Below are 26,874 nucleotides of genomic sequence, written 5' to 3'. Positions count from 1 at the left end.
ATTCCTATAACGGGTTATTACCTTGACCGGCGTCTTTATCCTCGAACATGGCCGGTAGTCGACTCTCCGGCCTCCGGGGGCGACGGCCCTGGGCCTCACGTGGCAGGATTCAGGCACCCCTTCGCAACGAAGCGGGGGAATTTGTTGACGAGGGAGCGGTAGTGGCAGGCAATCTGACCCGTGACGAGGCGCGCGAGCGCGCACGGTTGATCAGCGTGCAGTCGTATGTCGTGGAGCTCGATCTGACCGAGGGTGAGGAACGCTTCGAAAGCGTCACCACGGTCCGCTTCACCAGTGTCCGCGCGGAGGCGGAGACGTTCATCGACCTGGCGGGCGCCAAAGTCCGCAAGGCCGTGCTGAACGGCGTCGAGCTGGACGTGGACGCCTACGACCTGGAGACCGGGCGGCTGCCGCTGCCGAACCTGGCCGAGGTCAACGAGCTGCGCGTCGACGCCGACTGTTCCTATATGCGCACCGGCGAGGGCCTGCACCGTTTCGTCGACCCGGTCGACGACAGCGTCTACCTGCACAGCCAGTTCGAGACGGCGGACGCCCACCGGATGTACGCCTGCTTCGACCAGCCCGACCTGAAGGCCACCTTCGAGCTGACGGTGCTCGCGCCCGCCGCCTGGGAGGTGATCTCCAACGCGGCCCCCGACTCCTCCGACGAGCTCGAGGAGCACCACGGCCGCCACGGCACGCTCCAGGCCGCCAGGCGCTGGCACTTCCCCGCCACGCCGGTGATCTCCACCTACATCACCGCGCTGTGCGCGGGGCCGTACCACAAGGTGACCTCCGAGCACGACGGCATCCCGCTGGGCCTGTACTGCCGGGCCTCGCTCGCCGAGCACCTCGACGCCGACAACCTCTTCGAGGTCACCCGTCAGGGCTTCGACTTCTTCCACCGGGTCTTCGGCCTGCGCTACCCGTTCGGCAAGTACGACCAGCTGTTCGTGCCCGAGTTCAACGCGGGCGCGATGGAGAACGCGGGCTGCGTGACCTTCCTCGAGGACTACGTCTTCCGCTCCCGCGTCACCGACGCGATCATCGAGCGCCGCGCGGAGACGATCCTGCACGAGATGGCGCACATGTGGTTCGGCGACCTGGTGACCATGCGCTGGTGGGACGACCTGTGGCTGAACGAGTCGTTCGCCACCTACGCGTCGGTGCTCTGCCAGGCCGAGGCCACCCGCTGGGGCCAGGGCGCGTGGACGACGTTCGCCAACGTGGAGAAGGCGTGGGCCTACCGTCAGGACCAGCTGCCCTCGACGCACCCGATCGCCGCCGACATCGTCGACATGCACGCGGTCGAGGTCAACTTCGACGGCATCACCTACGCCAAGGGCGCCTCGGTGCTCAAGCAGCTCGTCGCCTACGTCGGTCTCGACAACTTCCTGGCCGGCGTCCGCGACTACTTCAACGAGCACGCCTGGGGCAACACGACGCTGGCCGACCTGCTCAGCGCACTGGAGCGCACCTCGGGCCGCGACCTGTCCTCCTGGTCGAAGGAGTGGCTCGAGACCTCCTGGGTCAACACGCTGCGCCCGTCGTTCACCACCGACGCGGAGGGCCGCTTCCTGGAGTTCGACGTGCTGCAGGAGGCGCCCGCCGACTACCCGACGCTGCGCTCGCACCGCGTCGCCATCGGCCTGTACTCCCTGCGGGAGGGCGCCCTGGTCCGCACGAAGCGGGTCGAGCTCGACGTGGTCGGCGCGCGCACCGCGGTGGCCGAGCTGGTCGGCGAGGTCCAGCCCGACCTGATCCTGATCAACGACGACGACCTGACCTACGCCAAGGTGCGGCTCGACGAGCGCTCGCTGCAGACCCTGGTCGACGGCGGGATCGCGAGGTTCACCGAGTCCCTGCCGCGCGCCCTGTCGTGGTCGGCGGCCTGGGACATGACGCGCGACGCCGAGATGTCCACCCGCGACTACGTCGCGCTGGTGCTCTCCGGCATCGAGTCGATCAAGGACATCACCGTCGCCCAGACCGTGCTCCGCCAGGCCCGCCAGGCCGTCCAGCAGTACGCCGACCCCTCCTGGCGCGCCGAGGGCCTGGCCCTGCTGGCCTCCCGCCTGCGTTCTCTCGTCACGGACGCGGAGCCCGGCTCCGACTACCAGCTCGCCTACCTCAACGCCCTGTGCGCCGTCGCGTCCTCGGCCGAGGACCTGGCCTTCCTGAAGGGCCTGCTGGACGGCTCGACCGTGCTCGACGGGCTGACCGTGGACGCCGACCTGCGCTGGACGCTGGTCCACGCCCTGGTCTCGACCGGCGTCCTCGGCGAGGAGGACGTCGCCCAGGAGCTGCTGCGCGACGCCACCGCCACCGGCGAGCGCTCCGCGGCCCTCTCACGCGCCGCGATCCCGACGCCCGAGGGCAAGGCCGCCGCCTGGAGCACCATCACCGAGGGCAGGCTGAGCGGCGCCCTGCTGCGCTCGACGATCCTCGGGTTCATGGACCCGCGTCACCCGGACCTGCTGGAGCCGTACGCCGCGCGGTACTTCGAGGAGATCGGCGGGATCTGGAAGTCCTGGACCTCCGACAGCGCCCAGAACTTCGCGAACGGGTGCTACCCGGCTCTGGCGATCTCGCCGGAGACCGTGGCCAGGACCCAGGACCTGATCTCGGACAGCCAGCCTCCGCAGGCGCTGCGGCGTCTGCTGCTCGAGGGCGCGGACGGCATCAGCCGCGCCCTGCGCGCCCAGGCGAAGGACGCCTCCTCGGCGGCCTGATCCCGTCACGCCGGGACCGGCCGGCACACCGCTCACGCGGTCGCGGCCGGTTTCCCGCGCGGCGGACAACGCGGACGCCCCCCGTCGTCACGACGGGGGGCGTCCGCGTGTCTCCAGCAACGCCAGGTGCTCCGCGGTCACCAGGTCGTGCCGCAGCGCCAGGGAGACGAGCGCGGCGCGCTGCCAGTCGGACTTGCCCGGGTGTTCCGGCGTTTTCACCCGGAGTTTCACCCTGGCGAGATAGTCGACGTGGAAGTTGACCGCGGAGCGGCCGAGACCCAGGTGGGCGAGACGGATGATGATCTCCGGGACGGTCGGGATCACCGTGGAGAACGGGTCGCGCAGCCGGGGTTCGCAGAGGGCGACCAGGATCAGGAAGTACTTCGCGGTGACGTCCAGAGGGAAGGCCAGCACGGTCTCCTGCCCGTCCCTGGGGGCGTCGGGGTGGAGCAGGACGTGCTCGGGGGCGAACACCAGGAACGACTCCGCCTGCCCGGGGAGCCGCACCCTGGCCAGCTCGAAGGGGATCGGGGCGCGCACCCGCCCCGGCGGTACCTTGACGAACTCACCGCCGCCCTCGGGGTTGTCCACCACGTAGGTCGCGGAACGGCTCAGATTGGAGATCGTCCAGTAGTCGTCGACCGCCTCGATCCGCCCGGCGAGCCGGGAGACCGAGGGGTCGGGCAGCACCAGGTCGGTCGCTCCCCTGCCGAAGGTGACGTGCTCGCCCGGAGCGAGCTCCAGCACCTCTTCCCCTCTCTGGATGATGACCCCTGAAGGCTTACAGATACTCACGGTGACGATCCTTGCGCACAATGTGACCATCCGCAGGGAAGTCGGGAAAGGGAGAACGCACATGGGCGCCACCGTTGCCATCGCCATCGCCGCCGCGCTCGCCGGGGTCGCCGTCGCGGCGGCCCCCGTCCCCCAGGCGGGCCGCCTCGACGACTGGGGCGACGACGGGGACGGGGACGGCGGGGGCACGGAAATCCCCAATCGCTGACAGCGGGTGACTCAGCGGTGACGATGGGTTCATGGAAGTCCCTCCCAGGATCGGCCGCTACCGCGTCGAGCGGCTCCTCGGTCGAGGCGCGTTCGCCACGGTGTGGCTCGCGCACGACGACGATCTCGGCGCCCCCGTCGCCGTGAAGGTCCTGGCCGCGCACTGGGCGGACCACAGGCGGATACGCAGGCGGTTCGCCCAGGAGGCCAGGATGATCCGCAGGGCGGAGTCGCCGCACGTGGTGCAGGTGCACGACATCGGCGCGCTGCCCGACGGACGCCCGTTCTTCGTGATGGGCCACGCCGACCGGGGCACCCTGCGCGACCGCCTGGACGGCGGCCCCGTGCCGCTGGCCGAGGCGGTGCGCCATGTCCTCCAGATCGCGGCGGGCGTGGCCGCGCTGCACGAGAACGGCATCGTCCACCGCGACCTCAAACCCGCGAACATCCTGGTCCGTTCCCTGCCCGACGGCGGGGAGCGGCTGATGGTCGCCGATCTGGGCATCGCGGGGGAGCTCGCCCAGACCTCGGGCTTCACGGCGCCGGGCGGCACCCCCGGCTACATGGCGCCGGAGCAGCTGCGCCCCGGGTTCTCCCCCGACGCGCGCGCAGACGTGTACGGCCTGGCCGCGGTGGCCCACCACCTGATCACCGGCGGGCCGCCCGGCGGGACGCCAGGACGGGTCCCCTCCCCCGTCGGCGACGTGATCGCCCGAGCGCTGGCCGAAGACCGCGAGAAGCGGTGGCCCGGCGTCCGCTCCTTCGCCGCGGCGCTGGCCGAGGCCGCGGGAGAGGCGCCCGGGGAGGCGGGAGAGACGTCCGGGAACGCGACCGGGCAGGCGAGGGTGACGGACCGCGCGCGGCGCGGTCTCGCGAGGAGGGCGGAGCTCGCGCTCGCGGCGCTGGCCGCCCTCGTCGCCGTCACGGGCGGAGGCGTGCTCCTCACCGACAACCGGGACGGGGAGGCGTTCGGGCGGTGGCTGCGTCCCGCGTCCGACGTCCCGAGGGAGTACCGCGCCGCGATCGTCGAGGCGGGCACCTGGTGCACCGACGTGCCCGGCCTGAGCCCCGCCCTCATCGCCGCCATGCTCAAGGCGGAGAGCGGCTTCGACCGCGACCTCGCCGACGACTCCACGAAGGAGTACGGCATCGCCCGCTGGACGCCGGAGGTCCTGGCCCCCTACCTGCCCGCGAGCTACTCGCGCTCTCCGATGGCCGGGGCGCTGGACCCCGAGGTGGCCATCCCCGCGATGGGCAGGTTCCTGTGCACCCTGGGCCCCAAGGTGCGCACCGTGCCCGGCGACCCCGCGCTCAACCTGGTCGGCGTCTACCGCAGCTCGGCCGCCACGGTGCGGCAGGCGGGAGGCGTTCCGCCGAGGTGGCGGGAGCACGCGGAGAGGGTCCGCGCCTACCTGGAGGCCTATCGCCCGTAGCGGGATCGCGGTGCGACGCGGATAACGGCTTCACCGTCGAAGGGTGGTAAGAATAGGCGCTGCCTGGCAGAACTGACCAAAACCACATTTTTCGGAGAACAACACCGCTGCCGTTCACAGGCCGTGAAAGGGTGATCAAGTGGAATCAGCACGTGATCTGCTCATCTCCCTGGCACGGCGATACGCCTTCGCCGACGTCGGGGCGCTGGCCGCGGACGTCGTCGACAAGGCCGACGACATCGAGGCCGTGTGCGAGTTCGGGCAACGGCTGCTCTCCCTGGACGCCGAGGACTTCGCCGCCGAGGCGCGCCCCGTGCCCGCCGACCTGAGGCGGCGGGCGAGGGCGTGCACCATGCCGCAGACGCCGAAGGAGCAGCCGCGCGGCGCGCTGGAGTCGCTGCGTCCCGCCTACGCGCTGCTGCTCGAGGTGATCGCGGTCCGGTGGCACAGGCGCGAGCTGAGCCCGATGGTCGCCGCCCTGCACATCGCCAGCGAATACCTCCCGCTGCTCGCCTTCGAACCGGTGCTCGGCAACGCGGGCGACCCGGCTCGCTGGCCGCGCGGCCTCTCCGCGCCCGGCAGCCGCTTCGGCGTGATCGGCGAGCGTGAGTGCGACCACACCAAGGCGGAGCAGTCGGCGGCCAACCGGACCCTGCGGGTGGCTGGGGAGCCCGCGGAGGGCTGGCGGGCCTACTTCGACCGACAGCACAGCCAGGTCGCGGGCGCGCTCGCGACCTGCGTGGCCGACTGCCGCAACCCGTGCACCGCGATGGACTGGATCGATCCGGGCCGCCGTGAGCGCCTGTCCGTGCGGGCCAGGGTGGCGTTGACGTTCGCCGACACCCCCCTCGTACGGCTGCGCCACGCGGCCCCCGTCGGCCACGGGTTCGGCGTGCCCTCCCCCGAGGAGGTCCTCGACGCCTGGGAGCGCAGCCGTACGATCCTGGGCAAGAACGAGGTGGGCAACGCGGCCACGAAGGACGACGGCTTCCCGCTGCCCGGCCTGCCCAGCCTGTTCTCCGCGGTCGCGACGGCCTCGGTGGCGCCCTCGACGCTCCTGGCGGACATCACCACCCATCTGGTACGGCTCCTGCAGCCCTGAGCCCTCGCTCGGCGCGCGTCCGCGCCGTTCCCCGCGGAAAACCGCGCGAGGGACGTCCCAGGCCCTCCCAGGCCCTCTCAGCCTCCGAGGATGACCTGGCCGATGCCCGCCGAGAGCAGGCAGCAGGCGACGGCGACCAGCAGCAGGAGCACGCCCCTGCGGATGTAGCGGTTCTTCGCGTGGGCGACGGCGCTGAGCTTCCTGATCCGCAGCACGAACATGTCCGCGCTGACCCGGGGGTCCTGGCTCCTCATCCTGGCCCTCAGCTCGGCGAGCGCCTCCTCGGAGAAGGCTCCGCGCGACCTTCCCGCGGGAGGGTCTCCCGCCTGGGCGTCGGCGGTCGAGGGGGTCCAGGCGTGCAGGCGGCCGGCGTAGGAGCGACGACGTTCCACGGTCCTGCCCGCGAGCCCGGCGCTGAGCGGATGGAGCGCGCCGACGGACGCCAGGACGCCCATGACGCAGAAGAACCCGCCGGTCCACCACAGCCACTCCGCCTGGCTGGGAAGCACCTGCGGCTTCCAGTTGACCACGGCCAGCACGCCGAGGACCGCCGTCACCAGCAGCGCGACCGCCTTCCTGTCGGCTCTGCGGTTGTCACCGCGCACCTCCGCCAGGACGTCCTGGAGGTAGGAGAGCACCTCGTCCTGCTCCTGCGGCACCGCGCCCTCCCGCGTGACATGGGCCGACGGCGCACTCCGCATGATCTTCAGCACGCCCTGATTATCCGAGAAGCTCACCGCCGGCGGGAAGCCAGGTCGGAGAGCAACCACATTCCCGCGACGAGTCCGCCGACCAGGTTCCCACCGCCGAACGCGGCCGCCATCGACACCGCGGCCACGCGGCACTGGGCGTCGGTGAGCCTCAGCCTGGCCGAGGGGCCCGTGACGACCTCGAGCGCCCTGTCACGGAGGTCGACGAAGACGAGCACGGCCGCGTCCCCCTCCTCCCCCAGCGCGGCGTGCAGCCGCTCGGAGAAGTGGCGGCGCGGGCCGACGGCCGGGCCGAGGTAGAGGGCGAAGCGCAGCCCGCTGCGGAGCTCGGCGGCGTGCAGCGCCTGCCTGACGTCGTGGGCCTGCGTCGGGGTGAGGGGCACGCTGACCGTCGTCATCCCACCGTCACCACCTCGCCGACGCGCCGCCGACGCGCCGCCCCGGCTCGGAGACCTCCGCCAGGGCGACCCAGTCCACCCGGGGAGCCCGCTCCGCGGGCGGCGGAGGGTCGACCAGGACCGGTCCGGAGACGCCCGCGTCCCGCTCGCTGCGGGAGGGGCCGCCGAACCAGACCGCGCCCGCGGAGGTGGCCCTGGCCGCACTCGCGCGCAGCCTGCCTGGGAGCACCACCAGTGCGCTGATGAGCAGGAACAGGCCGGCGGAGGCTCCGAAGAGGACCGCCAGGACCTGGATCGCGTCCACAGCTCCACGGTAAGTCGGCGCGGCGGGCCCGTCGAGAGCGGCCCCTGACCAGGCCCGCGCTCCCCGGACATGGCGCTGGGGGACATGGCGTGGCACGAGGGGCGGCCTTCACCTGTCACGCGGGCAGGGCTTCTCCCGCGTTACGCGGGTGCGGCGTTTCCCGGGGCGATAAGATCGCTCACGTGGCCCACGCCCCGCGCGGAAAGGCGCGAAGGAATCCGAGTTGTCTAGAGAGAAACAAAGAACATACCCGGTTCAGCGGAGCGTCAAGCGGATAGCGGCGGTCACAAAAGTATGAGAAACGCAATACTAGGCACCCACACGGACGTCAGCTACGGTGAGTTACGTGGATTCCGGTCAGGCACCAGAAGACGGTAACACTACGTCACCTATTTGGGTCAGCGACCGACCGGCCGAGGACAGGCCGACGTCTCGACCCGCCACACCCGCGTCCGAGTACGCGCCCGTCGAGCGTGCTTCCCTGCGCGCCCTGCTCGACGATCCCAGGTACGGCCACCTCAGGCGACGCGTTCTGGTGGCGGTCGCCGCGGGGGTGGTCGGCGGCATCCTGTTCTCCAGCTGGCGGCTCGGCCTCACCTGCGCGGTGCTGGGCGCGATCGTCGACACGGTGCTGCGTGCCCGCACCTACTCGACCGTGCCCGCGTGGCGGCGCGCCTCGGTCGCGGAGCGCCAGACCGAGGCCCAGCTCAAGAGGCTGGAGCGAGGCGGCTACCGCAGCCTGCACGCCCGCGCGATCCCCGAGAGCGAGGCCCAGATCGACCACCTGGTCGTGGGCCCGACCGGGGTGTACGCCGTCGACTCGGAGAAATGGGACAAGCGCCTGCCGGTCCGCGTCCAGTCGCACCGCAAGCTGTTCCACGGCCCGTTCAACCAGAAGCCCCGTCTCGACGAGGCGCGCTGGGAGGCGTCCAGGGCTTCCGAGCTGATCGGCGAGGCGCTCGGCCGCGAGGTCACGATCATCCCGTCCCTGGCGATCTACGGCCCGGCGATCCCCTGGAAGGTGCTCACCGTCCGCGAGGTCGACGTTTTCGACGGCAGCCGTGTCCGTAAATGGATCACCAAGCGCGAACGGTCACTCACCGACGCCGAGATCGAGGAGATCTACGAGGTCGCCGAGCGGGTTCTCCCCGCGCGTTATCCCGAGCCCTGACCTCGCGGCGCCCCGGCCGGATCCGTGGCGGCGGCCCGTGCCGCCGCCACGTCGCCGTTCCCGCGGCCGCGGCTCGCCGCCCGCCCGGGAGGGCGTCGCGTCATCCCGTCCAATCCCACCCGACCACGTCCCCGAGGTCACCGCACTCCCATCTCGCGCCGTGGACGCACGTCTCACGCACCGGGCGATGGCCGTACCATTTGAGGACACGGTTTCGATGATGGGAGAAGCCTCATGCCCGCCCTCAGGTCTCGTACGGTCACTCACGGCAGGAACATGGCCGGTGCCCGGGCCCTGCTCCGGGCGACGGGCGTAGAAGGCGGTGACTTCGGCAAACCGATCATCGCGGTGGCCAACAGCTTCACCCAGTTCGTCCCCGGGCACGTCCACCTCCGCGAGGTCGGCGACGTGGTCGCCGGCGCGATCAGGGAGGCGGGCGCGATCCCGCGCGAGTTCAACACGATCGCGGTCGACGACGGCATCGCGATGGGCCACGGCGGCATGCTCTACTCGCTGCCCAGCCGCGAGCTGATCGCGGACGCGGTCGAGTACATGGTGAACGCGCACTGCGCCGACGCGCTGATCTGCGTCTCCAACTGCGACAAGATCACCCCTGGCATGCTGCTGGCGGCGTTCAGGCTCAACATCCCCACGGTCTTCGTCTCCGGCGGGCCGATGGAGGCGGGCAAGACTCCGGGCCGCAAGCTCGACCTGATCGACCCGATGATCGCCTCCGCCGACGACAGCGTCTCCGACGCCGAGCTGCTCGAGATGGAGGAGAGCGCCTGCCCGACCTGCGGTTCGTGCAGCGGCATGTTCACCGCCAACTCGATGAACTGCCTCGCCGAGGCCATCGGCCTGGCACTGCCGGGCAACGGCACGATCCTCGCCACGCACAAGGCGCGCAAGAAGCTGTTCCAGGACGCGGGGCGACAGCTGGTGGAGATCACCCGCCGCTACTACGAGCAGGACGACGAGTCGGTCCTGCCGCGCAGCGTCGCCACCAAGGACGCGTTCGAGAACGCCATGGCCCTGGACGTGGCGATGGGCGGCTCGACCAACACGATCCTGCACATCCTCGCCGCGGCGCGCGAGGCCGGGGTCGACTTCGGCCTCAAGGAGATCAACGAGATCTCGCTGCGTGTGCCGTGCCTGTGCAAGGTCGCTCCCGCGACCGCGAAGTACCACGTGGAGGACGTCCACCGCGCGGGCGGCATCCCCGCCATCCTCGGCGAGCTCGACCGGGCGGGCCTGATCCACCGCGACGCGCACACGGTCAACGGCGGCACGATCGGCGACTACATCGACGCCTGGGACCCCTGCTCCGCGAGCGTGCTGCCCGAGGCGGTCGAGCTGTGGCACGCCGCCCCCGGCAACGTCCGCACCGTCAAGCCCTACTCCCAGGAGGCCCGCTGGGAGTCCCTGGACCTCGACCGGTCCGAGGGCTGCGTGCGCGACTCCGAGCACGCGTACACCCGTGACGGCGGCCTGGCCGTCCTCTACGGCAACATCGCCACCGAGGGCTGCATCGTCAAGACGGCCGGGGTCGACGAGTCGATCTGGAGGTTCTCCGGGCCCGCAGTGGTCTTCGAGTCCCAGGACGACGCGGTCGAGGGCATCCTGAACAACAAGGTCAAGGCCGGCGACGTCGTGGTCATCCGCTACGAGGGCCCGAAGGGCGGGCCCGGCATGCAGGAGATGCTGTACCCCACCTCGTTCCTGAAGGGCAAGGGCCTGGGCAAGGTCTGCGCGCTGGTCACCGACGGCCGCTTCTCCGGCGGCACGAGCGGCCTCTCCATCGGGCACGCCTCCCCCGAGGCGGCCGAGGGCGGCACCATCGCCCTGGTCGAGGACGGCGATCTCGTCGAGATCGACATCCCCGGCCGTTCGATCGAGCTGAAGGTCTCCGAGGAGGAGCTCGCGGCCCGGCGCGAGCGCCTCGTGACCGAGCTGGGCGGCTACCGCCCTCGCGACCGTCACCGCCCGGTGAGCGCCGCGCTGCAGGCCTACGCCGCGCTGACCACCTCGGCCTCGACCGGCGCCTCACGGGACCTGTCCCAGCTCTCCCGCTGAGCCTCCCGGTCAGCACGCTTCCCTGTCGGACACGGCGGCGCCGTGTCCGACAGGGAAGCGTGCTGTATCCGACAGGAAGTTCGAAAAATGTCAGTGGTCGTCAATACCATATGAGTATGGCCAACGTCATGAAGCCCTCCACCAGCCCTTTGACGACCGCCGAGATCGCCGCCCTCGCCCTGTCCCTGGCACACCTGGGCTCGGGCCCGCAGGCCACCACCGCCCGCAGCGGCCTGCGGCACGCGTTCGAGCACATGGAGCTCGACGACGAGATCATCTCCACCACGCTCGCGACCCTGACGGAGCCGATGCCCGCCCCCGTCGCCGACCGGGCCAGGACCATCGCCAACGCCATCACCTCCCGGCTCGTGGTCCAGCTGCACTACCAGGACGTGTCGGGACGGGTCACCGTGCGCGACGTCGACCCGGTGACGTGCATGGTGCACCGCGACTACTGGTACCTCGTGGGAATGTGCCGCCTGCGCGGCGCGATCCGCGCCTTCCGGTTCGACCGGATCGTGGCCACCGAACCGACCTTCATCCCCGCCAGACCGCACCGCGCCGACAACTTCCTGCCCTTCCAGGGCAAGCGCGCCACCCTCCAGGGCCGCGTGGCGGCCGCATAGTCTCTCCACCCGGCCCGCCCGGCCGGTGCGACCGTCGCTGAGGCGACCTTGAGCCGTCTTCCCCTCCGACCACGGTCCCGCGGCGCGAAGTCGTGCCGCGGGCAGTGGTTTCTCAGGGGTCTATCCGCAGCAGCCGCCTCCGCAACAGCCACCGCCACCACCGCCGGCGGCGGGACGAGGCGCGGCGCCTCCCGAGGCTCCCGTCACGGCGACCGTGGACAGCAGTTTGACGGTGTCGTCGTGGCCCTGCGGGCAGAGGGCCGGGTCTCCGGACCTGGCCATCGGACGGGAGAGTTCGAAGGTCGATCCGCAGGCGCGGCAGCGGAAGTCATAACGCGGCATGGAGAACAGGGTACCCAGCCGAGGCCGTCCCGGGCACGGGTGCCTCAGGCACGGGCGAGGGCCCATGGGCCGCCCGGATCACTCGGCGGGAAAGCGCCTCGGACACGGGTGGGAACCTCGCGAACCGCCCGGTCACTCGGCGGGAAAGCGCCTTCGGCCGTCCACGGGAAAGCGCCTCGGGCACGGTGAGAGCCCCGCGGACCGCCCCGGTCACTCGGGAGGCAGCCTCCCCGCCGGGGTTCCGTGAACGAGAGCGTCGCTCAGTCGAAGGTGATGGAGGCGTAGTCGGCGACGGGACGATAGCCGATCGTCTGGTAGATCGAGTTGGACGTGGGGTTGGCCAGGTCGGTGAAGAGCAGCACCTCCTCGGCCCCGTCCGCCCGCGCCTTGGCCGTGACGGCGTGGGTCGCCGCCGCGCCGTACCCCTTCCTGCGCTCCCGCGGGGGTGTGTAGACCGGGCCGACGCGCGACATGCCCGCGATCGGCGCGGAGGCCCCGGCGTGGGCGACGGGCCGTCCTTCGACCTCCCACAGGACCAGCTCGCGCCTGCCTATCCTGCTGGCGATCAGCGGGGTCAGGTCGAGGGGAGTGTGGCCCTCCGTCTCGGCCTGGAACGCCTGACTCCACTCGACCAGCAGTTCGAGATCGTCCATGCCCGCCGTACGGGCGGCGCCCTCGGGGGCGGGGTCCGGCGGGAGGAGCGCGTCGAGGCGGTAGAGGCGCTCGCAGCGGCGCTCGGCCTCGTTGCGCCACCAGGCGTCCGTGAACGCCTCGGCGAGGGCCACCTGTCCCCTGACGCCGGGTATCCCGCGTTCGGCCTCGATGAGCACGGTGGCCAGCTCGCGGACGGCCTCCGCGGGCATGTCGGCGAGCAGCAGGGGATGAGGCGGCGTCTGGAGAGCCGCGGCGACGGTCTCCCCCTCGTGCTCCGCCCATCCCATGAGCAGGTCGTCGCCCCACAGACCGCCCCGGACCGCGCGCAGGATGGTGAGCAGGGTCGTGTTGTGCACCGGGTCGCGCAGCAACCACGGCTCCGCCGCCCCGGCGTACACCTCGGGATCGGAGGTGAAAGTCCATCTCATGCACTGATTGTGCAGACACGGACAGCGCCGGGGCGACCGGATATCACACCGTCACGGGCACGTCATGAGCACCAGGGTGTTCAGGCGGCGCTCTCCTCGAGGTAGGGCGCCCACTGGGGGTCTCCGACGTTGTGCGCGCCGATCAGACGCCAGTGGACGCCCCGTGGCACCACGGGGGCGACGTTCAGCGTCCATCCCAGCTCCTCCAGCATCCGGTCCGCCTTGCGGTGGTTGCACGGCGTGCAGGAGGCGACGCAGTTCTCCCAGGTGTGGGTTCCTCCCCTCGACCGCGGGATCACGTGGTCGATGGTCTCGGCCTTCTGACCGCAGTAGGCGCACCGGTAGTCGTCCCGGCGCATCAGCGCGGTCCGCGTCAGCGGAATCCGTGACCTGTAGGGAATGCGGACGTATCGGCGCAGCCTGATCACCGACGGCACGTCGAGCGTACGGGTCGCCGAGCGGAACACGGCGCCCCGCCCGTCGCGGTGCACGACGTCCGCCTTCTCCCTGAGCACCAGCACGACCGCGCGGTGCAGGGAGAGAGTGGTCAGGGGTTCGTAGGTTGCGTTCAACAGCAGGACTTGGCGCATCAGCGTGCCTTCCCCGCCGCGCGACGCGTCATCTGAGGGGGCACGCAGGCGCGTACCCCGATTGGCGGCCCCTCCTGGGGCCCGGATGCTTCCGTCACAGGGACCTCCGCCGGACGGCCCAGCGGATGGTCACCACGGCACCGTCCTCCACCAAGTTTGGCTTCTGCATCGTCGTTCCCGCCACCCATAAATAACTGGAGGGACGCCTGGTACGTTTTATGCCCGCATTACCAGTTTTTAACTCCTCTATTCGAAGATCGAATACGCCGCTCGCGCAATGGCGTCGACTTGACTCCCCGAGGTCATAGGGTTCCTGCCATGAGCCGACAGCCATACCCGCCAGCCAGCCGTGACAACCTCGTCGAAGAGCTCCACGGCGTCCCCGTCGCCGACCCCTACCGGTGGCTGGAAGACCAGGAGAGTCCCGCGACCGAGGAGTGGCTGGCGGCGCAGGAGAAGCTGTTCGCCGCCGAGCTCGGGGCGCTCCCCGGGCGTGAGGCGTTCAGAGCACGGATCGCCGAACTGCTGAGGTCGGGTTCGATCGGCGCTCCGGTCTGGCGCGGTGAGCGGCGGCTGTTCATGCGGCGCACCCCCGAGCAGGAGCACGCGGTCCTCTACACCGTCGACCCGGACGGCACCGAGCGCGCGCTGCTCGACCCGATGGAGCTCGACCCCAGCGGTCTGACCACGCTCGACTCCTGGCAGCCCGACAAGGAGGGCAGGCTGCTCGCCTACCAGGTCTCGGTCGGCGGCGACGAGGAGTCAAGCCTCTATCTGATGGACATCGCCTTCGGCGACCGGATCGAAGGCCCGATCGACCGTTGCCGTTACTCCCCCGTGGCGTGGCTGCCAGGTGGCAAGGCGTTCTACTACGTGCGCAGGCTGCCCTCGATCGAGGTGCCCGAGGGCGAGGAGCAGTTCCACCGCCGGGTCTACCTGCACCGGGTCGGCACCTCGACCGAGGAAGACATCCTGATCTTCGGCGACGGCATGGAGAAGACCAACTACTACGGCGTCGCGGTCTCCCGCGACGGCCGCTGGCTGCAGATCTCGGCCTCCCGGGGGACCGCGCCCCGCAACGACCTGTGGGTGGCCGACCTGTCGGCCTCCTCACCGGAGTCCCCGGACCTGGTGGTCGTCCAGGAGGGCGTCGACGCCCAGACGGCGGTGCACTTCGGCCGTGACGGCAGACTCTACGTCTTCACCGACAGGGACGCCCCCCGCGCGCGGATCTGCGTGACGGATCCGGCCACTCCCCAGGCCGAGCACTGGCGCGACCTGATCCCGCAGGACCCCGAGGCCGTGCTGACGGACTTCGCGATCCTCGACGACCTCGAGCGGCCGGTCATGCTCGTCGGCTGGACCCGCCACGCGATCAGCGAGATCACCGTTCAGGACCTGGAGACCGGCGAGCGCGTCGGAGAGGTGCCCACGCCGGGGCTCGGCACGATCGGCGGCATCGTCGAGCGTCCCGAGGGCGGCCACGAGGCCTGGTTCGGCTACACCGACAACACCACCCCGCCGACCATCCAGCGCTACGACGCCCGCACCGGCGAGACGACCCTGTGGGCCTCCTCCCCCGGCGCCGTCGAGGTGCCCGCCGTCGACACCGAGCAGGTGACCTACCGTTCCGCCGACGGCAGCGAGGTCCACATGCTGGTGATCTCCAAGCCCGGCGTCGAGGGCCCGCGCCCCACCATCCTGTACGGCTACGGCGGTTTCGGCATCTCGATGACCCCCGGCTACTCCGCGTCGATCCTGACCTGGGTCGAGGCCGGCGGCGCCTACGCCATCGCCCAGCTGCGCGGCGGCGGCGAGCAGGGCGAGGAGTGGCACCGCGCGGGGATGCTCGCCAACAAGCAGAACGTCTTCGACGACCTGCACGCGGCGGCGGAGCACCTCATCGCCACCGGTGTCACCACCTCGTCGCAGCTGGCCATCTCCGGCGGCTCGAACGGAGGCCTCCTGGTCGGCGCGGCCCTCACCCAGCGTCCCGAGCTGTACGCCGCGGTCGTCTGCTCGGCCCCGCTGCTCGACATGATCCGCTACGAGCTGTTCGGCCTCGGCGCCACCTGGAACGTCGAGTACGGCTCGGCGGAGAAGCCGGAGGAGTTCGCCTGGCTGCACTCCTACTCGCCCTACCACCACGTCCGCGAGGGCGTGTCCTACCCTGCGACGCTGTTCACCGTCTTCCAGTCGGACACCCGGGTCCACCCGCTGCACGCCTGGAAGATGTGCGCCGCGCTGCAGCACGCGCAGGCCTCAGGGCGGCCGATCCTGCTGCGCAACGAGGCCGAGGCCGGTCACGGCGCCCGCGCGGTCAGCAAGACCGTCGAGCTCGCCGCCGACCAGCTCACCTTCCTCGCCGGCCACACGGGCCTGACCGCCTGACGGCCGACCCCAGGTCCCGGCAGGGGCGTGCGGTCCCGTCACCGGGTTCCGCACGCCCGCGGAAGGCCCTCGATCAGCGGGGGAAGACGATGGTCTTGTGCCCGTCGAGGAGGACGCGCTGCTCGGTGTGCCACCGTACGGCACGGGCCAGGGCCTGGCACTCGACGTCGCGGCCGATGGCGGCCAGGTCCTCGGCGGAGTGGGTGTGGTTGACCCGGGCGACCTCCTGCTCGATGATCGGGCCCTCGTCGAGGGCCGCGGTCACGTAGTGGGCGGTCGCTCCGATCAGCTTCACACCGCGTGAGTGGGCCTGGTGGTACGGCTTGGCCCCCTTGAACGACGGCAGGAACGAGTGGTGGATGTTGATCACGTTCCCGGCCAGCTTGACGCAGAGGTCCTCCGACAGCACCTGCATGTAGCGGGCGAGCACCACCAGGTCGGCCTGATAGTGGTCGACCAGGGCGAGGATCTCGGCCTCCTGCCTGGCCTTGGTCTCCGGAGTGACCGGCAGGTGGTGATAGTCGATGCCGTACGACTGGGTCAGCGGGCGCAGGTCGGGATGGTTGGAGACCACCCCGACGATCTCGATGTCGAGCAGGCCGGAGCGCGTCCGGTAGAGCAGGTCGTTGAGGCAGTGGCCGAACTTGCTGACCATCACCAGCACGCGCGGCTTCACCGCGACGTCGCGCAGCTTGAAGTCCATGCCGAAGTCGGGGGCGAGCGCGGCGAAGGCCTCGCGGAGCGCGGCGTCGGGCAGCGGGGAGGAGAACTGCACCCGCATGAAGAACCGTGCGGAGTCGGGGTCTCCGAACTGCTGGCTCTCGATGATGTTGCATCCCCGCTGGGCCAGGAGACCGGAGACGGCGGCCACCACGCCGGGACGGTCCGGACAGGACAACGTCAGGACGAACTGGGCTCCGGGGCTCATGCGATCTCCCCGATCAGCCTCTGGTGGCCCGCGCCGGGCCTTCTGACTCGCTCGTTCATGCCTTCACCCTCGAAGAGGTCGGATCGTACGGCGCCTTCACACCGACCTGGGCAGAGTACAGCGAGTCACCCCCTCCCCCCGCACCGTGCCTCCCGCGGCGCCCCGCGGCGTCCTTCGTCACCCGCCGAACCTGCCGGGGCCTGCGGCGTTCACCGCAGTGGTGAACGCATCCGGAAGTTGGTCAGGACGCTGCCGCGCCGTTCCACCTGCTGCTCCGCGATCATGGTGAAGCCCCGGCGTTCGAAGAAAGGCCGAGCTGTGAGGCTCGCGTTGACGGTCAGTTCGCCGACTTCCCGGGAGCGGGCGATCTCCGTCACACGATCGAGAAGGGCACCGGCGACTCCGGTTCGCCCGACGCGGGGATCGACGAACATCATGTCGATGTACCCGGTCGGGTCGATGTCGGTGAAGCCGACCACCGTGCCGTCGATCTCGGCGACCCAGGTCGTCGCCTCCTTCCGGGCGGTCGCCCAGTCGGCCGGGTCGATGTCCGGCGACGCCCAGGCGGCGAGTTGGGCGGGGTCGTAGTCGCGGGACGCGGTGACGCGGATCGCTCGGTAGAAGACGTCCAGGGTGGCCTGGGCGTCATCGGAACGGTACGGACGGATCAAGGGCGCGGCACAGGTCACAGGTCTCTCGCGATCTTTGGCATGAGGCTGTGGAAAGGATAGCCGCGAGACCACGCTCCCGAACGCCTGGCGCTCGGTCACCCCGGCCCTTCGCCACGGCTCCGGGAGCGCCGGGCCGTCACGAGATGCTCCTCAGACGGTTCTGGCCCGGCCAGCTGCGCACGCCGCGCAGCAGGGCGATGAAGGCCTGCTCGGCGGGGCCCAGCAGGCGGTCCCTGCGGTGGGCGAGCACGATCGGCCTCGGCCTGGGCGCGGGGGCGACCTCCAGCGCGGCCAGCCGCCCGTCGGCGAGCTCGTGTTCGACGCAGTGCTCGGAGACCAGGGAGACGCCGAGGCCGGCGGCGGCCGCCTGCTTGATCGTCTCGGGCCCCCATATCTCGGTGCGGCGGGCCTCGTCGAGCGCCCACGTCTCCAGCGCCTGCTCCTGCAGCTCCCTGGTGGAGGAGCCGGGCTCGCGGAGCAGGAACCGCTCTCCGGCCAGCTCGGCGGGCTCGGCCCTGCCCGCTCCCGCGAGGCGGTGGCCCGGCGCGGTGATGAGCACGAGCCGGTCCTGGAGGATCGGCTCGCTCACCAGCTGGGCGGCGCCCGGTTCGCCCGCGAGCACGGCGACGCCGATCTCGCCGTCGACGAGCTGCTTCTCCACCTGCTGGCCGTTGCCCACGTAGATGCCGACCTCGATGCCGGGATGCTGGTCGCGGAAGACGGCCAGCAGCGGCGGCAGCAGGTAGGTGCCGACGGTGGTGGTGCCGCCCGCGACGAGGGTGCCGGTGTGCAGCCCCGAGACCTGCCTGATCGCGCTGACCGCCTCGTCGGCGAGGAGGAAGACGCGCTTGGCGTAGGCCAGCATGACCTCCCCCTCCGGGGTGAGCCGGATCCGCGCGCCGCTGCGGTCGATGAGGGTCGCCCTTAACGACTGCTCAAGCTGCCGGACCTGGTGGGAGACCGATGGCTGGCTCAGGTAGAGCTTCTGCGCGGCGGCCGAGAAGCCCCCGCACTCGACAACGGTCATGAAAATCCACAGGCGATGCAGGTTGAGCTGCAACGTCGTCCCTCCCCCACCCCGGTGACGGGGCCTGTCACACGCCGCGAGCGGCGTCGATCGACTCGCGGAGCGCCTCTTCGAGCTGCTCCAGCCGGTGCCAGGGGATCTCGCCCATCGTGCAGATGCGGAAGAAGTCGGCGGAGAGCTGCCCCTGACCGGCGTAGACAACGTAGCCGCGCTTCTTCAGCTCATCGTGAAGGGCCGCGTACGTGACGTTGTCCGGAAGATGAATCATTGTGACGGTATTTGAACGATAAGGCTCGTCCACGAGCACCTTCAGACCCAGCCGTTCGAACTGGCCGCGCACCAGCGCCGCCCGCTCGCGGTAGAGCCTGGTCCTCGCCGCGAAGCCGCCGCTCTCCTCGAACTCGGCGATGGCCTCGTCCAGCGCGTAGCAGACCTGCACCGCGGGAGTGAAGGGCACGTCGCCCTTGCGCTGGCCCTGCAGGTAGCTCGCCGCGTTCAGGTAGAGCGACCTGACCGGCGCCTCGGTGATCCGCCGCAGGGACCGCTCACCGCACAGGATGAACGACATCCCCGGCTGGCCGTGCAGCCCCTTGTTGGCGGTTCCGCAGATGACGTCGCCCGCGACCTCGGCCAGGTCCTGGTCCTCGATCGCGGTGCCGCTGATCGCGTCGATCACGAACAGGGCGTCGGTGCCCGCCACGATCTCGCCGATCTCCCTGATCGGGTTGATCAGGCCGGTGGTGGTCTCGTGGTGGACGCAGACGACCGCGTCCACGTCGTCGTGCTCGGCCAGCGCGGCTCGGACGGCCTCGGGGTCGGCCGGGACCGTCCACTCGCTGCGGACCTCGTGGACGGGGATGCCGTGCGCGGTCGCGATCTTGATCATGCGCTCGCCGTAGACGCCGTTGTTCACCACGAGCACGGAGCGGCCCTCGCGGACCGAGCTGATCACCGCCATCTCCATGGCGGCGGTCCCGGAACCGGTGACCAGCAGCGCCTCGTGGGTGCCCGCCAGGTTCAGGCAGCGAGGCAGGCCCTCGCGGATGCGGGCCAGGAGCTCGGTGAACTCGGGTTCTCGATGGCACAGGTCCCCGCGCAGCAGGGCGTCCTTGACCCGCTGCGAGGTACAGGCCGGTCCTGGGTTCAGCAGAATGAGCTCTTCGTCCATCATCCACTCGATCTTTGGGTAGGCATGTCCGTGTCGGTGCACTGCGGACGCTACCCGGGGAGCCCGAAGGGGGGCAGCCGTCATTCGCCTATGGAGCCCATAGCCGAACCGGCCTTGTCGTTCACCGTCCATTCAGCACCGTCCGTCAGCACCGTCCGTCAGCAGAGTCCATTCAGTCGGGTCCGCTCCACCGGGTCCGCTCACCGGGGGTGTGGGAGCGTGAGCCTGATCGCCCTGACGTCGCTCGCCGGGCTGTTCTCGGTCGTCACCGGGATCAACGACGGCGGCGCGCTGCTGGCGACCGGCCTGAAGATCCCCAGCGTCAGACCGCTGGCCGGTCTCGCCCTCCTGACGGTCTCGGTCGCGCTGGTCCCCCTGGTGACCTATCAGGTCGCCGTGACCTTCACCACCCGGCTGGCCGACCTGGACGGCCCCGGCGGCCAGGTCACCGTGACCGTCGCCGTGCTGTGCGCCCTGGCCGTCGTCGCGTTCCTCGGCGGCCGAGGACGGCCGACCAGTCTGACCCTCGCCGTCGTGGGAGCCCTGACCGGCGCGGGCCTGGGCTGGGGGCTGCCGGTCTCGGCGGGCGCGGTGCTGCTCGTGCTCGTGGTCGCGCTGGCCGCGCCGTTCGTCGGGGGGCTGCTGGCCGTGCTGGTACGGCGGCTGCTCACCCTGACGGCCTACGGCCGCGCGCTGCCGCGCTGGCACGGCGCCGGGTTCACCCTGCAGTGCGTGGCCTACGCGGCCAACGACGGCCAGAAGATGCTGGCGATCTTCATGCTCGCGCTCGGCTTCCGGGACGCGCCGCCGCCGGTCTGCCTGGTCGTGGCGGCGCTGTTCGGCGTCGGCGCCCTGTACGGCCTGCCGCGCGCCGGCCGTACCCTCAGCAGGGAGATCATCGCCTCCCGTCCCCTGCACGGCGTGACCGCGGAGCTGGCCAGCGGCGCCGCGGTGATCGGCTGCGCCGCGGTCGGCGCGCCGGTGAGCATGACCCAGACGATCACGGGCGCCCTGATCGGGGCGGGGGTCGCCGACGGCATGGGCCGGGTGCGCTGGCACGCCGCCACGAAGATCGTTCTGGCCTGGACGCTGACGTTGCCGGTGAGCGGGCTGCTCGCCGCGGCGGTGGCGCTCGCCGTCCGGGGGGTGGTCGCGTGAAACGGCTGCGGCGGATACGCGACCTGGTCACCGGACGCATGGACGGCGAGCTCACCCGGGCTCTGATCGGGCAGCTCGAGGCGACGAAGGAGGGCGCCTGGCTGGCCATGGCCATGATCGGCGGCGACATGGGGCGCAGTGACGCCCACGAGCGGATGCGCGCCATCGAGCACCGCGGCGACGTCGAGCGCGCCAGGCTGGCCGAGGAGCTGTCCGGCTCCCTGGTGACGCCGATCGACCGTGAGGACCTCTACCGCCTCTCCCGCTCGATCGACGACGTGCTCGACTCCCTGCGGGACTTCGTCCGCGAGTCGTACCTGTACCGCGTCGGCGACCAGCGGCGTTTCGTCCCCATGCTCGACCAGGCGATCGTCGGCGTCGAGGCCCTGGAGACCGCGGTCGGCGACCTGGCCTCCCGTTCCTCGACGGTGGCCAGGGACGCCCTGGAGGCCAAGAAGGCAGCCGGGACGCTGCGCCGCATGTACCAGTACGAGATCGCCCGCATCTTCTCCGGCGAGATCAGCTCCGAGGCCATGAAGGAGCGCGAGCTGGTCCGTCGCCTGGAGATCGTCGGCAGGGCGATCGGCGAGGCGGCGGACGCCATCGCCGACGGCGCGATGAAACGCTGACACGCCTTCCGCGGGGGCGGGCCGTACGGGGGCTCCCGTACGGCCCGCAGGGCGAAAGCGGCCGGGTCAGGAGACGCGCAGGTCGTCGATGGCCCAGTACCGGTTGTTGCTCGCGTCGCAGGGCCGCCGTCGCCGGGACCAGGATCGTGGCCGTCGCCGCCACCGCGTTGCGTAAGCGCGTGAACATCCTCCTCGCAGGGGCCGGAAATTCCGGCTCTGCGCGAGGATCTCCGGCACGGGTGGTCACGCAAAGGCTGTCAGGTGGACAACGGCTCCGCAGGTGATCGGATTTTTCGATTGCCGCTATAGAGGTTTTGAAGAAATAGATGGTGATAACGTCCCGGGTTTGTGAATGACTCTCAGCCGAATGACCGCCCCGCCGCGAGGGTGGTCTGCGTGGCGGGTGACGGGCGGGTGCTGCTGATGCACTGGCGTGACCCGGTCAGCGGGGCGACCCTCTGGGAGCCGCCCGGCGGCGGGATCGATCCGGGCGAGACGCCCCTGGAGGCCGCGCGGCGGGAGCTGACCGAGGAGACGGGCCTGCCCGGCACGGCGGTGCTGGACCGGTGGCTGCCGGTGCACAGGGACTTCACCTGGCTCGGCGTCCGTTACGTCAAGACCGAGCGGTTCTATCTGGCCAGGTTCGACGGAACGCCCCAGGTGGACCCGGGGGCCTTCACCTCGGAGGAGAACGACACCTACCTGGAGCACGGCTGGTTCTCCCCCGCCGAGATGGCCGCCCTCCCCGACGCCCTGGAGCCCCCCGACCTGCCGGAGGTCGTCGCCAGGATCACCCTTCCGGGGTGACCCTGGCCCGACGGATCCCGGCCGTCCGGCTTCGCCGCACCCTCGGCCGGCGGGGCGGGACCGGACTCATCCGGCGACGGGGACCGCTCCTGCGCCCAGGCGCTTGAGGCCACGGCCCATGAGGGCCCTTCCGCCGGGCAGGTCCGCCAGCCCGAACAGGCGGTTGCGCAGTGCGATCCGCCACGCCTGGTGCGGAACCGTCCAGGCCGCGGTGTTCCTGCCGGCCTTCTGCTTGCTCAGGACGAAGGGGCGCATCCGTCGTTCGTAGCGCGCCAGGGCGGACTCGACGTCCGCTCCGAGCAGTTCGACGGCCAGCGTGTGGGCCCCGCCCATCGCCGTCGACGACCCCTGGCCCGCCATGAGCGAGACCGCGTGGGCGGCGTCGCCGAGCAGCGTGACCCTGCCCTTGGTCCACGTGGGCATGCGGATCTGGGCGACGTGGTCGTAGTACGGATCCTCCGGGCAGTGTTCGAACATCCTGTCGACCATGGGGCCCAGTCCCCGGTAGGCGCTCAGCACCTCCGCCCTGGGGTCGGCGGGCAGGGCCATGCCGGAGCGGGCGTGGATGAGGGAGGCCGCCAGAGCGCCGTCTCCCGCCGGGTAGAGACCGGCCTGCCGGTCGGGCACGCCCACCAGGACGAACCGCCTGCCGATCTCCTCGGCGAGTTCGGCGTCCTCGAACAGGAACGACGCGGTGTGGTAGCCGAGTGGGCGCAGGAACGACTCCTCGCGGCCGAAGGTCAGCCGCCGGACCACGGAGTGGATGCCGTCCGCGCCCACGAGGAGGTCGGCCCTGTGCACCGCGCCGTCGGTCAGCTCGACGTCCACGCCCCCGGGGACGTGGCGGACGGCGCGGACGCTGGTGTTGTACAGGATCGGGACGTCGTCGCCCAGCGCCGAGCGCAGGACCCTCTCGAGGTCGCCGCGCATGACGCTCAGCACCCGGCCGTCGAGCATCGCCTGGAAGGAGGCGTACCGCAGGCCGCCGACCCGCCTGCCCCTCCTGTCGGCGTATGTCAGCTCGGTGATGTCGGCGGCGACCTCGCGCAGTTCGCCGAGGACGCCCATCCGCTCCGCCACGTCGTAGCCCGAGCCGAAGAAGTCCATCATGTAGCCGTCGGAACGCGGCCCCGCCGCCTTCTCCACGACGGTCGTCTCCGCGCCCGCGCGCCTCAGCCACCAGGCCAGCGTGAGACCGGCTATCCCGGCTCCGCAGATCACGACCTTCATCACCGCTCCGTCCCCTGGAAACGCTCCGTCCCCCGGGCGAACAGCCCGTCCCGGTAGACGGCGAGCACCTCGTCGGCCCAGCGGGCCGCGCCCTCCTGGCCGAGGGGGTCGACGCCGAGCACGTCGGCGAGCTGGTCCCGCAGGAGCAGCAGCACCAGGTCGTTGACCATCAGGAAGGCGGCGCGGACCAGCGGGTCACGCCCCGGCGCGAGCACGCCGCGCGCGACCAGGGCGTCGGCGGTCGCCCGGCTGGCCCCGAACCAGCGGCGGAACACCTCCGTTCCCGCCGGGTCCCCCGACAGCAGCAGGCGGCGAAGGTAGCGCGGGACGGGCGAGGCGGGGGGCAGCTCTCTCAGGAAGACCTCGGCGAAGGAGGCGCCGTCGGCGGGGTCGAGGTCCCCGGCCGCCGCCCGCGCGAACAGGCCGTCGAAGACGGCGGCCACGTGCGCGTCCACGGCGGCGCGCAGCCGTTCCTTGGACCCGAAGTGGTGGATCACGAGGCCGGGTGAGACACCGGCGGCCGTGGAGATCTGCCGGACGGTCACCGAGTCCGGCCCGTGGAGCGCGAACAGCTCCAGAGCACGGTCCCGGATGACGGCCCTGGCGGTCAGGTCGTCATGGGCTGAACACATGTTCAGCATACTAAACAGATGTTCAGCCGAGATCAACCGGCGAGAGCCGTCGCCCACCGGGTTTCGCGCCGCCCATCGGCGCCTTCGAACGGCGCGCGACCCGGTGAGCGTTCCCGGTCGCGCGCTAGGAGAGGGAGCGGTCGGCGGGGCCGTCGTAGTTGTCGGGGCCCTGCATCGACAGGTCGAGCGGCTGGACCATGTGCGAGTTGGAGGAGGCGCGCCAGCCCTTCTCCCTGGTGGCCTCCTCGATGGAGTGGGCGCACAGCGAGAGCGAGCGGCAGACGATGAACAGGGCCTTGAGCTGGAGTGGCTCGTATCCCATGTCCAGGCCGACGCATCCCATCGCGCCGGGGCCGTTGATCCAGATACGGCGGCCGAAGACGTCGTCGGTCGCCTCCTCCATCGCGCGGGCGATGGCCACGTGACGGCCCGAGACGCCGAGTTCGTCGGCGAGGCCGAGCAGGCGGGCCGTACGCGGGTCGCGGATGTGCTGGGCGTGGTGGAACCCGGGCATCCGCTCGCGACGCTCGCGCATCTCGGCGACGACCTTGGCCGCGGCCTCCGCGTCGCTCAGCCCGTCGCGCCCGGCCCGCTCCGCCACGGCCAGGAACAGCTCGGCCGGACGGTCGGCGGTGCCGTGCAGGCGGCCGATGCCGGCGACGCCCGCGGCCACCGCGGAGTTGAGCTCGGCGCCGCCGGAGGTGGCGAAGCGGACCGTGGCCGAGGAGGGCGACATGGCGTGCTCGGCCATGTTCACCATGATCGCCTCGGTCATCCTGCCGACCTCCGGCGTCGGCAGCTCACCCCTGAGCACCAGGTGGAAGTGCTCGCCGAAGGAGATGTTGCCGGTCAGCTCGTTGACGTCGTAACCGCGGACGACGATGCGGTCCTTGTTCTTCCAGGCGATGGCTGTTTCCCAGGCGAACGGCTTCTTGTCGGTCAACGGGATTTCCTTTCGGGGAAGTAGACGCACGCCGGGTCGAGTTCCTCGCGCAGCAGGCGCAGGTCCTCCGGGGCCGGCGGGGCGACGGTGGTGAGGGAGGGGGAGAATTCCGGGACGAATCCGGTGTTGTCCAGTACGGCCCGCTCCGTGGCGCCCGGCATCAGCGCGGTCACGGCGAGGGCCGTGTCCTCGGCCTCCATGACGCACAGGTCGGTGACGACCTTGACGGCCAGCGGCGGCAGCCCGGCCTCGGCGCGGGCTCCCGGCCCCGACAGGAAGCCGGGGCTGGTGACGTAGTCACAGCGGCGGGGGAAACGGCGCCGCTCGTGGTCGGTGAGGACGACGACCTGGCGGCAGTGGCTGGCGATGTCGTTGGCGCCGCCGCTGCCGGGCAGCCGGATCCGTTCCCCGTTCGAGCGGGGCACCCAGGTGGAGTTGATGTTGCCGTACTCGTCGACCTGGGCTCCGCCGAGGAAGCCCGTCCGCACCAGGCCGCGCTGGACCAGGCCGCCCAGCGCCTCGAACAGGGAGCCGTGCCGGGAGGCCCCGTGCATCAGCCGGGGGTCGACGACCGAGACCGGGGTCGGCACGACCCGGGGGAACATCACGCCGGACTCGATGACGAGCTTGGCTCCCGGGGCGTGGGTGCGCTGGGCCAGCGTCGCGGCGAGCAGCGGCAAACCGGTCCCGACGATCACCAGGTCGCCGTCCCTGATCTGCCGTGCCCCCTCGACCACGAGCAGCTCACGTGGAAGGGCCTCAAGGGCCGGGGTCGTCAAACGAGGCTCCTCATCTGGTCGGTCAGCCGCGCCCTGAGCGAGCCTTCCGGGTCTCGGGCGGTCAGGAAGGCGTCGAAGTCGGTTCCCGCGTGCACGTTGGCGGTGAGCCAGCGGCGCAGTTCTTCGTCGCCGGCCCGGCCGAGTGCCTGGTACTCCCTGATCTCGGACTCGGCGAAGTCGTAGGCGCGGTAGACCGAGGTGGGGAAGGCGCCGAACGGCTGCTCGACCACGGCGGAGACGTAGGCCTCGGGGATCGTGACCTGCTCAGGCCGGTCGGCGAAGGTCCCTTCGGGGACGATCTCCTCGGCCGAGACGATCGTCGCCCTGGCCGCCCTGACCATGTCCACCTCGTGCGAGGTGACCCCCTCAATAACCACGTTTCCCGAAATATCAGCGCGATTCGCATGGATGATCGCCACGTCCGGGATCATCGCCTTCAGCAGAACCACGGGAACGCCGCTCCACGGGTCGACGTCCTGCCTGGCGTAACCGGCCGCCACCATGTCGGCGAGCAGGTCGGTGCCGAGCAGGCTCCGGGTCGGCAGGTACGGCAGGCCGAGCGCGCCCGCCGCGAACCGGGTGGCCATGGCGAGGTGGCTGTGGTCTCCCACGCCGACCTCGCCTCGCTCGACCGCCCGCCGCCAGGCGAACAGCGTGCCGTACCGCTCCAGATTTCCGGTGCCCTGCTCGGTCCTGGCCACGAGCCCGGCCGCGACCAGCATGTCCAGCGGCAGCGAGAGGTTGCAGCCGACCACGGTCAGCTCGCCGATCCCCTGCCTGATCACCTCGTGGACCAGGGCCATCGGGCAGCGGTTGATGTTCTGCCCGCCCATGCCGACGACCGCGCCCGGTGTGACGAGACGCGCGACCGCCTCGGCCGCGCCGGTCACCTTCCCTGTCGTCGCCGTCATCGCCGCCTCACGGCCCTGACGTGCGCCTTCGGCGC

At 71.1% G+C, this 26,874-nt stretch carries 27 protein-coding genes; 11 read left to right on the top strand and 16 right to left on the bottom strand.

The window, feature by feature from the left end; all coding sequences use genetic code 11:
- Positions 1-161 precede the first annotated feature (161 nt).
- Positions 162-2,732: an aminopeptidase N gene (pepN, locus tag PKF00_RS28745; RefSeq protein ID WP_271220786.1), complete on the top strand. Its 2,571-nt coding sequence runs from the start codon at positions 162-164 to the stop codon at positions 2,730-2,732.
- A gap of 87 nt (positions 2,733-2,819) precedes the next feature.
- On the opposite strand, the gene PKF00_RS28740 is transcribed toward pepN, so the two are convergent.
- Positions 2,820-3,527: an FHA domain-containing protein gene (locus PKF00_RS28740; RefSeq protein ID WP_271220785.1), complete on the bottom strand. Its 708-nt coding sequence runs from the start codon at positions 3,525-3,527 to the stop codon at positions 2,820-2,822.
- A gap of 61 nt (positions 3,528-3,588) precedes the next feature.
- Here PKF00_RS28740 and PKF00_RS28735 point away from each other — a divergent pair, with 61 nt between their 5' ends.
- The 3 genes from PKF00_RS28735 to PKF00_RS28725 all read left to right on the top strand — a co-directional run bounded on the left by PKF00_RS28735 (position 3,589) and on the right by PKF00_RS28725 (position 6,269).
- A complete protein-coding gene (locus tag PKF00_RS28735; RefSeq protein WP_271220784.1) occupies positions 3,589-3,735 on the top strand; it encodes a hypothetical protein in 147 nt (48 codons plus the stop codon).
- Between the two features lie 31 nt (positions 3,736-3,766).
- Positions 3,767-5,167 (top strand): serine/threonine-protein kinase, encoded by a 1,401-nt coding sequence (locus PKF00_RS28730; RefSeq protein WP_271220783.1) that lies wholly within the window; start codon positions 3,767-3,769, stop codon positions 5,165-5,167.
- A 139-nt stretch (positions 5,168-5,306) separates the two neighbouring features.
- Positions 5,307-6,269: a hypothetical protein gene (locus tag PKF00_RS28725; protein ID WP_271220782.1), complete on the top strand. Its 963-nt coding sequence runs from the start codon at positions 5,307-5,309 to the stop codon at positions 6,267-6,269.
- 77 nt (positions 6,270-6,346) lie between these two features.
- Here PKF00_RS28725 and PKF00_RS28720 read toward each other — a convergent pair whose 3' ends face one another.
- Genes PKF00_RS28720 through PKF00_RS28710 form a run of 3 tightly spaced genes read right to left on the bottom strand, consistent with a single transcriptional unit; the run spans position 6,347 to position 7,681 of the window.
- Positions 6,347-6,982, bottom strand: a complete 636-nt coding sequence (locus PKF00_RS28720) for a Pycsar system effector family protein (protein ID WP_271220781.1) — start codon at positions 6,980-6,982, stop codon at positions 6,347-6,349.
- Positions 6,983-7,002: 20 nt separating this feature from the next.
- Positions 7,003-7,377 carry a DUF5130 family protein gene (locus PKF00_RS28715; RefSeq protein WP_271220780.1) on the bottom strand — a complete coding sequence of 125 codons (375 nt, stop codon included), beginning with the start codon at positions 7,375-7,377 and terminating at the stop codon, positions 7,003-7,005.
- Between the two features lie 7 nt (positions 7,378-7,384).
- Entirely contained in the window at positions 7,385-7,681 is a 297-nt protein-coding gene (locus PKF00_RS28710) for a hypothetical protein (RefSeq protein WP_271220779.1), read from the bottom strand.
- Between the two features lie 535 nt (positions 7,682-8,216).
- Between PKF00_RS28710 and PKF00_RS28705 the strand changes: the two genes are divergently transcribed.
- The 3 genes from PKF00_RS28705 (at position 8,217) to PKF00_RS28695 (ending at position 11,551) form a co-directional block, all read left to right on the top strand.
- Positions 8,217-8,852 carry a nuclease-related domain-containing protein gene (locus tag PKF00_RS28705; protein WP_271220778.1) on the top strand — a complete coding sequence of 212 codons (636 nt, stop codon included), beginning with the start codon at positions 8,217-8,219 and terminating at the stop codon, positions 8,850-8,852.
- A gap of 234 nt (positions 8,853-9,086) precedes the next feature.
- Positions 9,087-10,925, top strand: a complete 1,839-nt coding sequence (gene ilvD, locus PKF00_RS28700; RefSeq protein ID WP_271220777.1) for a dihydroxy-acid dehydratase — start codon at positions 9,087-9,089, stop codon at positions 10,923-10,925.
- A 116-nt stretch (positions 10,926-11,041) separates the two neighbouring features.
- Positions 11,042-11,551, top strand: coding sequence for a helix-turn-helix transcriptional regulator (locus PKF00_RS28695; protein WP_271220776.1), 510 nt, complete (start codon positions 11,042-11,044; stop codon positions 11,549-11,551).
- Positions 11,552-11,671: 120 nt separating this feature from the next.
- On the opposite strand, the gene PKF00_RS28690 is transcribed toward PKF00_RS28695, so the two are convergent.
- From PKF00_RS28690 to PKF00_RS28680, 3 genes are all read right to left on the bottom strand, one after another.
- Positions 11,672-11,893, bottom strand: coding sequence for an FmdB family zinc ribbon protein (locus PKF00_RS28690; protein ID WP_271220775.1), 222 nt, complete (start codon positions 11,891-11,893; stop codon positions 11,672-11,674).
- A 260-nt stretch (positions 11,894-12,153) separates the two neighbouring features.
- Positions 12,154-12,975, bottom strand: coding sequence for a GNAT family N-acetyltransferase (locus PKF00_RS28685; protein ID WP_271220774.1), 822 nt, complete (start codon positions 12,973-12,975; stop codon positions 12,154-12,156).
- 80 nt (positions 12,976-13,055) lie between these two features.
- Positions 13,056-13,565, bottom strand: coding sequence for an HNH endonuclease (locus tag PKF00_RS28680; protein WP_271220773.1), 510 nt, complete (start codon positions 13,563-13,565; stop codon positions 13,056-13,058).
- Positions 13,566-13,883: 318 nt separating this feature from the next.
- Between PKF00_RS28680 and PKF00_RS28675 the strand changes: the two genes are divergently transcribed.
- A complete protein-coding gene (locus tag PKF00_RS28675) occupies positions 13,884-15,956 on the top strand; it encodes a prolyl oligopeptidase family serine peptidase (protein ID WP_271220772.1) in 2,073 nt (690 codons plus the stop codon).
- A 73-nt stretch (positions 15,957-16,029) separates the two neighbouring features.
- On the opposite strand, the gene purU is transcribed toward PKF00_RS28675, so the two are convergent.
- The 4 genes from purU to PKF00_RS28655 all read right to left on the bottom strand — a co-directional run bounded on the left by purU (position 16,030) and on the right by PKF00_RS28655 (position 19,753).
- On the bottom strand, positions 16,030-16,884 hold the full coding sequence (purU, locus tag PKF00_RS28670) for a formyltetrahydrofolate deformylase (protein ID WP_271220771.1): 855 nt from the start codon (positions 16,882-16,884) through the stop codon (positions 16,030-16,032).
- 209 nt (positions 16,885-17,093) lie between these two features.
- The gene (locus PKF00_RS28665; protein ID WP_271220770.1) at positions 17,094-17,555 is read right to left on the bottom strand and encodes a GNAT family N-acetyltransferase; all 462 of its coding nucleotides are present in this window, start codon (positions 17,553-17,555) and stop codon (positions 17,094-17,096) included.
- A 136-nt stretch (positions 17,556-17,691) separates the two neighbouring features.
- Positions 17,692-18,615, bottom strand: a complete 924-nt coding sequence (locus tag PKF00_RS28660; RefSeq protein ID WP_271220769.1) for a LysR family transcriptional regulator — start codon at positions 18,613-18,615, stop codon at positions 17,692-17,694.
- Positions 18,616-18,649: 34 nt separating this feature from the next.
- Entirely contained in the window at positions 18,650-19,753 is a 1,104-nt protein-coding gene (locus tag PKF00_RS28655; RefSeq protein ID WP_271220768.1) for a pyridoxal-phosphate-dependent aminotransferase family protein, read from the bottom strand.
- 216 nt (positions 19,754-19,969) lie between these two features.
- On the opposite strand from PKF00_RS28655, the gene PKF00_RS28650 reads away from it, so the two are divergent.
- From PKF00_RS28650 to PKF00_RS28640, 3 genes are all read left to right on the top strand, one after another.
- Entirely contained in the window at positions 19,970-20,908 is a 939-nt protein-coding gene (locus PKF00_RS28650) for an inorganic phosphate transporter (protein WP_271220767.1), read from the top strand.
- Positions 20,905-21,537: a DUF47 domain-containing protein gene (locus PKF00_RS28645; protein WP_271220766.1), complete on the top strand. Its 633-nt coding sequence runs from the start codon at positions 20,905-20,907 to the stop codon at positions 21,535-21,537. Before PKF00_RS28650 ends, PKF00_RS28645 begins: the two co-directional genes overlap by 4 nt.
- Before the next feature lie 348 nt (positions 21,538-21,885).
- A complete protein-coding gene (locus tag PKF00_RS28640) occupies positions 21,886-22,344 on the top strand; it encodes an NUDIX hydrolase (protein ID WP_271220765.1) in 459 nt (152 codons plus the stop codon).
- Positions 22,345-22,410: 66 nt separating this feature from the next.
- On the opposite strand, the gene PKF00_RS28635 is transcribed toward PKF00_RS28640, so the two are convergent.
- The 5 genes from PKF00_RS28635 to PKF00_RS28615 all read right to left on the bottom strand — a co-directional run bounded on the left by PKF00_RS28635 (position 22,411) and on the right by PKF00_RS28615 (position 26,839).
- Entirely contained in the window at positions 22,411-23,574 is a 1,164-nt protein-coding gene (locus tag PKF00_RS28635) for an FAD-dependent oxidoreductase (RefSeq protein WP_271220764.1), read from the bottom strand.
- Positions 23,574-24,206 (bottom strand): TetR/AcrR family transcriptional regulator, encoded by a 633-nt coding sequence (locus tag PKF00_RS28630; RefSeq protein WP_271220763.1) that lies wholly within the window; start codon positions 24,204-24,206, stop codon positions 23,574-23,576. The genes PKF00_RS28635 and PKF00_RS28630 overlap by 1 nt, the downstream gene beginning before the upstream one ends.
- 124 nt (positions 24,207-24,330) lie before the next feature.
- Complete coding sequence (locus PKF00_RS28625) at positions 24,331-25,149, bottom strand: citrate/2-methylcitrate synthase (RefSeq protein ID WP_271220762.1); 819 nt, start codon at positions 25,147-25,149, stop codon at positions 24,331-24,333.
- Entirely contained in the window at positions 25,146-25,928 is a 783-nt protein-coding gene (locus PKF00_RS28620) for a CoA-transferase subunit beta (protein WP_271220761.1), read from the bottom strand. The genes PKF00_RS28625 and PKF00_RS28620 overlap by 4 nt, the downstream gene beginning before the upstream one ends.
- Positions 25,925-26,839, bottom strand: a complete 915-nt coding sequence (locus tag PKF00_RS28615) for a CoA transferase subunit A (RefSeq protein ID WP_271220760.1) — start codon at positions 26,837-26,839, stop codon at positions 25,925-25,927. Before PKF00_RS28615 ends, PKF00_RS28620 begins: the two co-directional genes overlap by 4 nt.
- Positions 26,840-26,874: the final 35 nt, after the last annotated feature.

The organism is Streptosporangium carneum, assembly GCF_027922005.1.
Classification (GTDB): Bacteria; Actinomycetota; Actinomycetes; order Streptosporangiales; family Streptosporangiaceae; genus Streptosporangium; species Streptosporangium carneum.
Note: the sequence above shows the minus strand (reverse complement) of the source record. Positions and strands in the feature narration are given on the sequence as shown.

Bases quoted from the DNA above. Each gene is read 5' to 3' on its own strand.
- PKF00_RS28635 (WP_271220764.1), bottom strand. From the start codon at position 23,574: ATGAAGGTCGTGATCTGCGGAGCCGGGATAGCCGGTCTCACGCTGGCC.
- purU (WP_271220771.1), bottom strand. From the start codon at position 16,884: ATGAGCCCCGGAGCCCAGTTCGTCCTGACGTTGTCCTGTCCGGACCGT.
- PKF00_RS28730 (WP_271220783.1), top strand. From the start codon at position 3,767: ATGGAAGTCCCTCCCAGGATCGGCCGCTACCGCGTCGAGCGGCTCCTC.
- PKF00_RS28680 (WP_271220773.1), bottom strand. From the start codon at position 13,565: ATGCGCCAAGTCCTGCTGTTGAACGCAACCTACGAACCCCTGACCACT.
- PKF00_RS28715 (WP_271220780.1), bottom strand. From the start codon at position 7,377: ATGACGACGGTCAGCGTGCCCCTCACCCCGACGCAGGCCCACGACGTC.
- PKF00_RS28675 (WP_271220772.1), top strand. From the start codon at position 13,884: ATGAGCCGACAGCCATACCCGCCAGCCAGCCGTGACAACCTCGTCGAA.
- PKF00_RS28615 (WP_271220760.1), bottom strand. From the start codon at position 26,839: ATGACGGCGACGACAGGGAAGGTGACCGGCGCGGCCGAGGCGGTCGCG.
- PKF00_RS28655 (WP_271220768.1), bottom strand. From the start codon at position 19,753: ATGATGGACGAAGAGCTCATTCTGCTGAACCCAGGACCGGCCTGTACC.
- PKF00_RS28685 (WP_271220774.1), bottom strand. From the start codon at position 12,975: ATGAGATGGACTTTCACCTCCGATCCCGAGGTGTACGCCGGGGCGGCG.
- ilvD (WP_271220777.1), top strand. From the start codon at position 9,087: ATGCCCGCCCTCAGGTCTCGTACGGTCACTCACGGCAGGAACATGGCC.
- PKF00_RS28630 (WP_271220763.1), bottom strand. From the start codon at position 24,206: ATGTGTTCAGCCCATGACGACCTGACCGCCAGGGCCGTCATCCGGGAC.
- PKF00_RS28695 (WP_271220776.1), top strand. From the start codon at position 11,042: ATGGCCAACGTCATGAAGCCCTCCACCAGCCCTTTGACGACCGCCGAG.
- PKF00_RS28690 (WP_271220775.1), bottom strand. From the start codon at position 11,893: ATGCCGCGTTATGACTTCCGCTGCCGCGCCTGCGGATCGACCTTCGAA.
- PKF00_RS28735 (WP_271220784.1), top strand. From the start codon at position 3,589: ATGGGCGCCACCGTTGCCATCGCCATCGCCGCCGCGCTCGCCGGGGTC.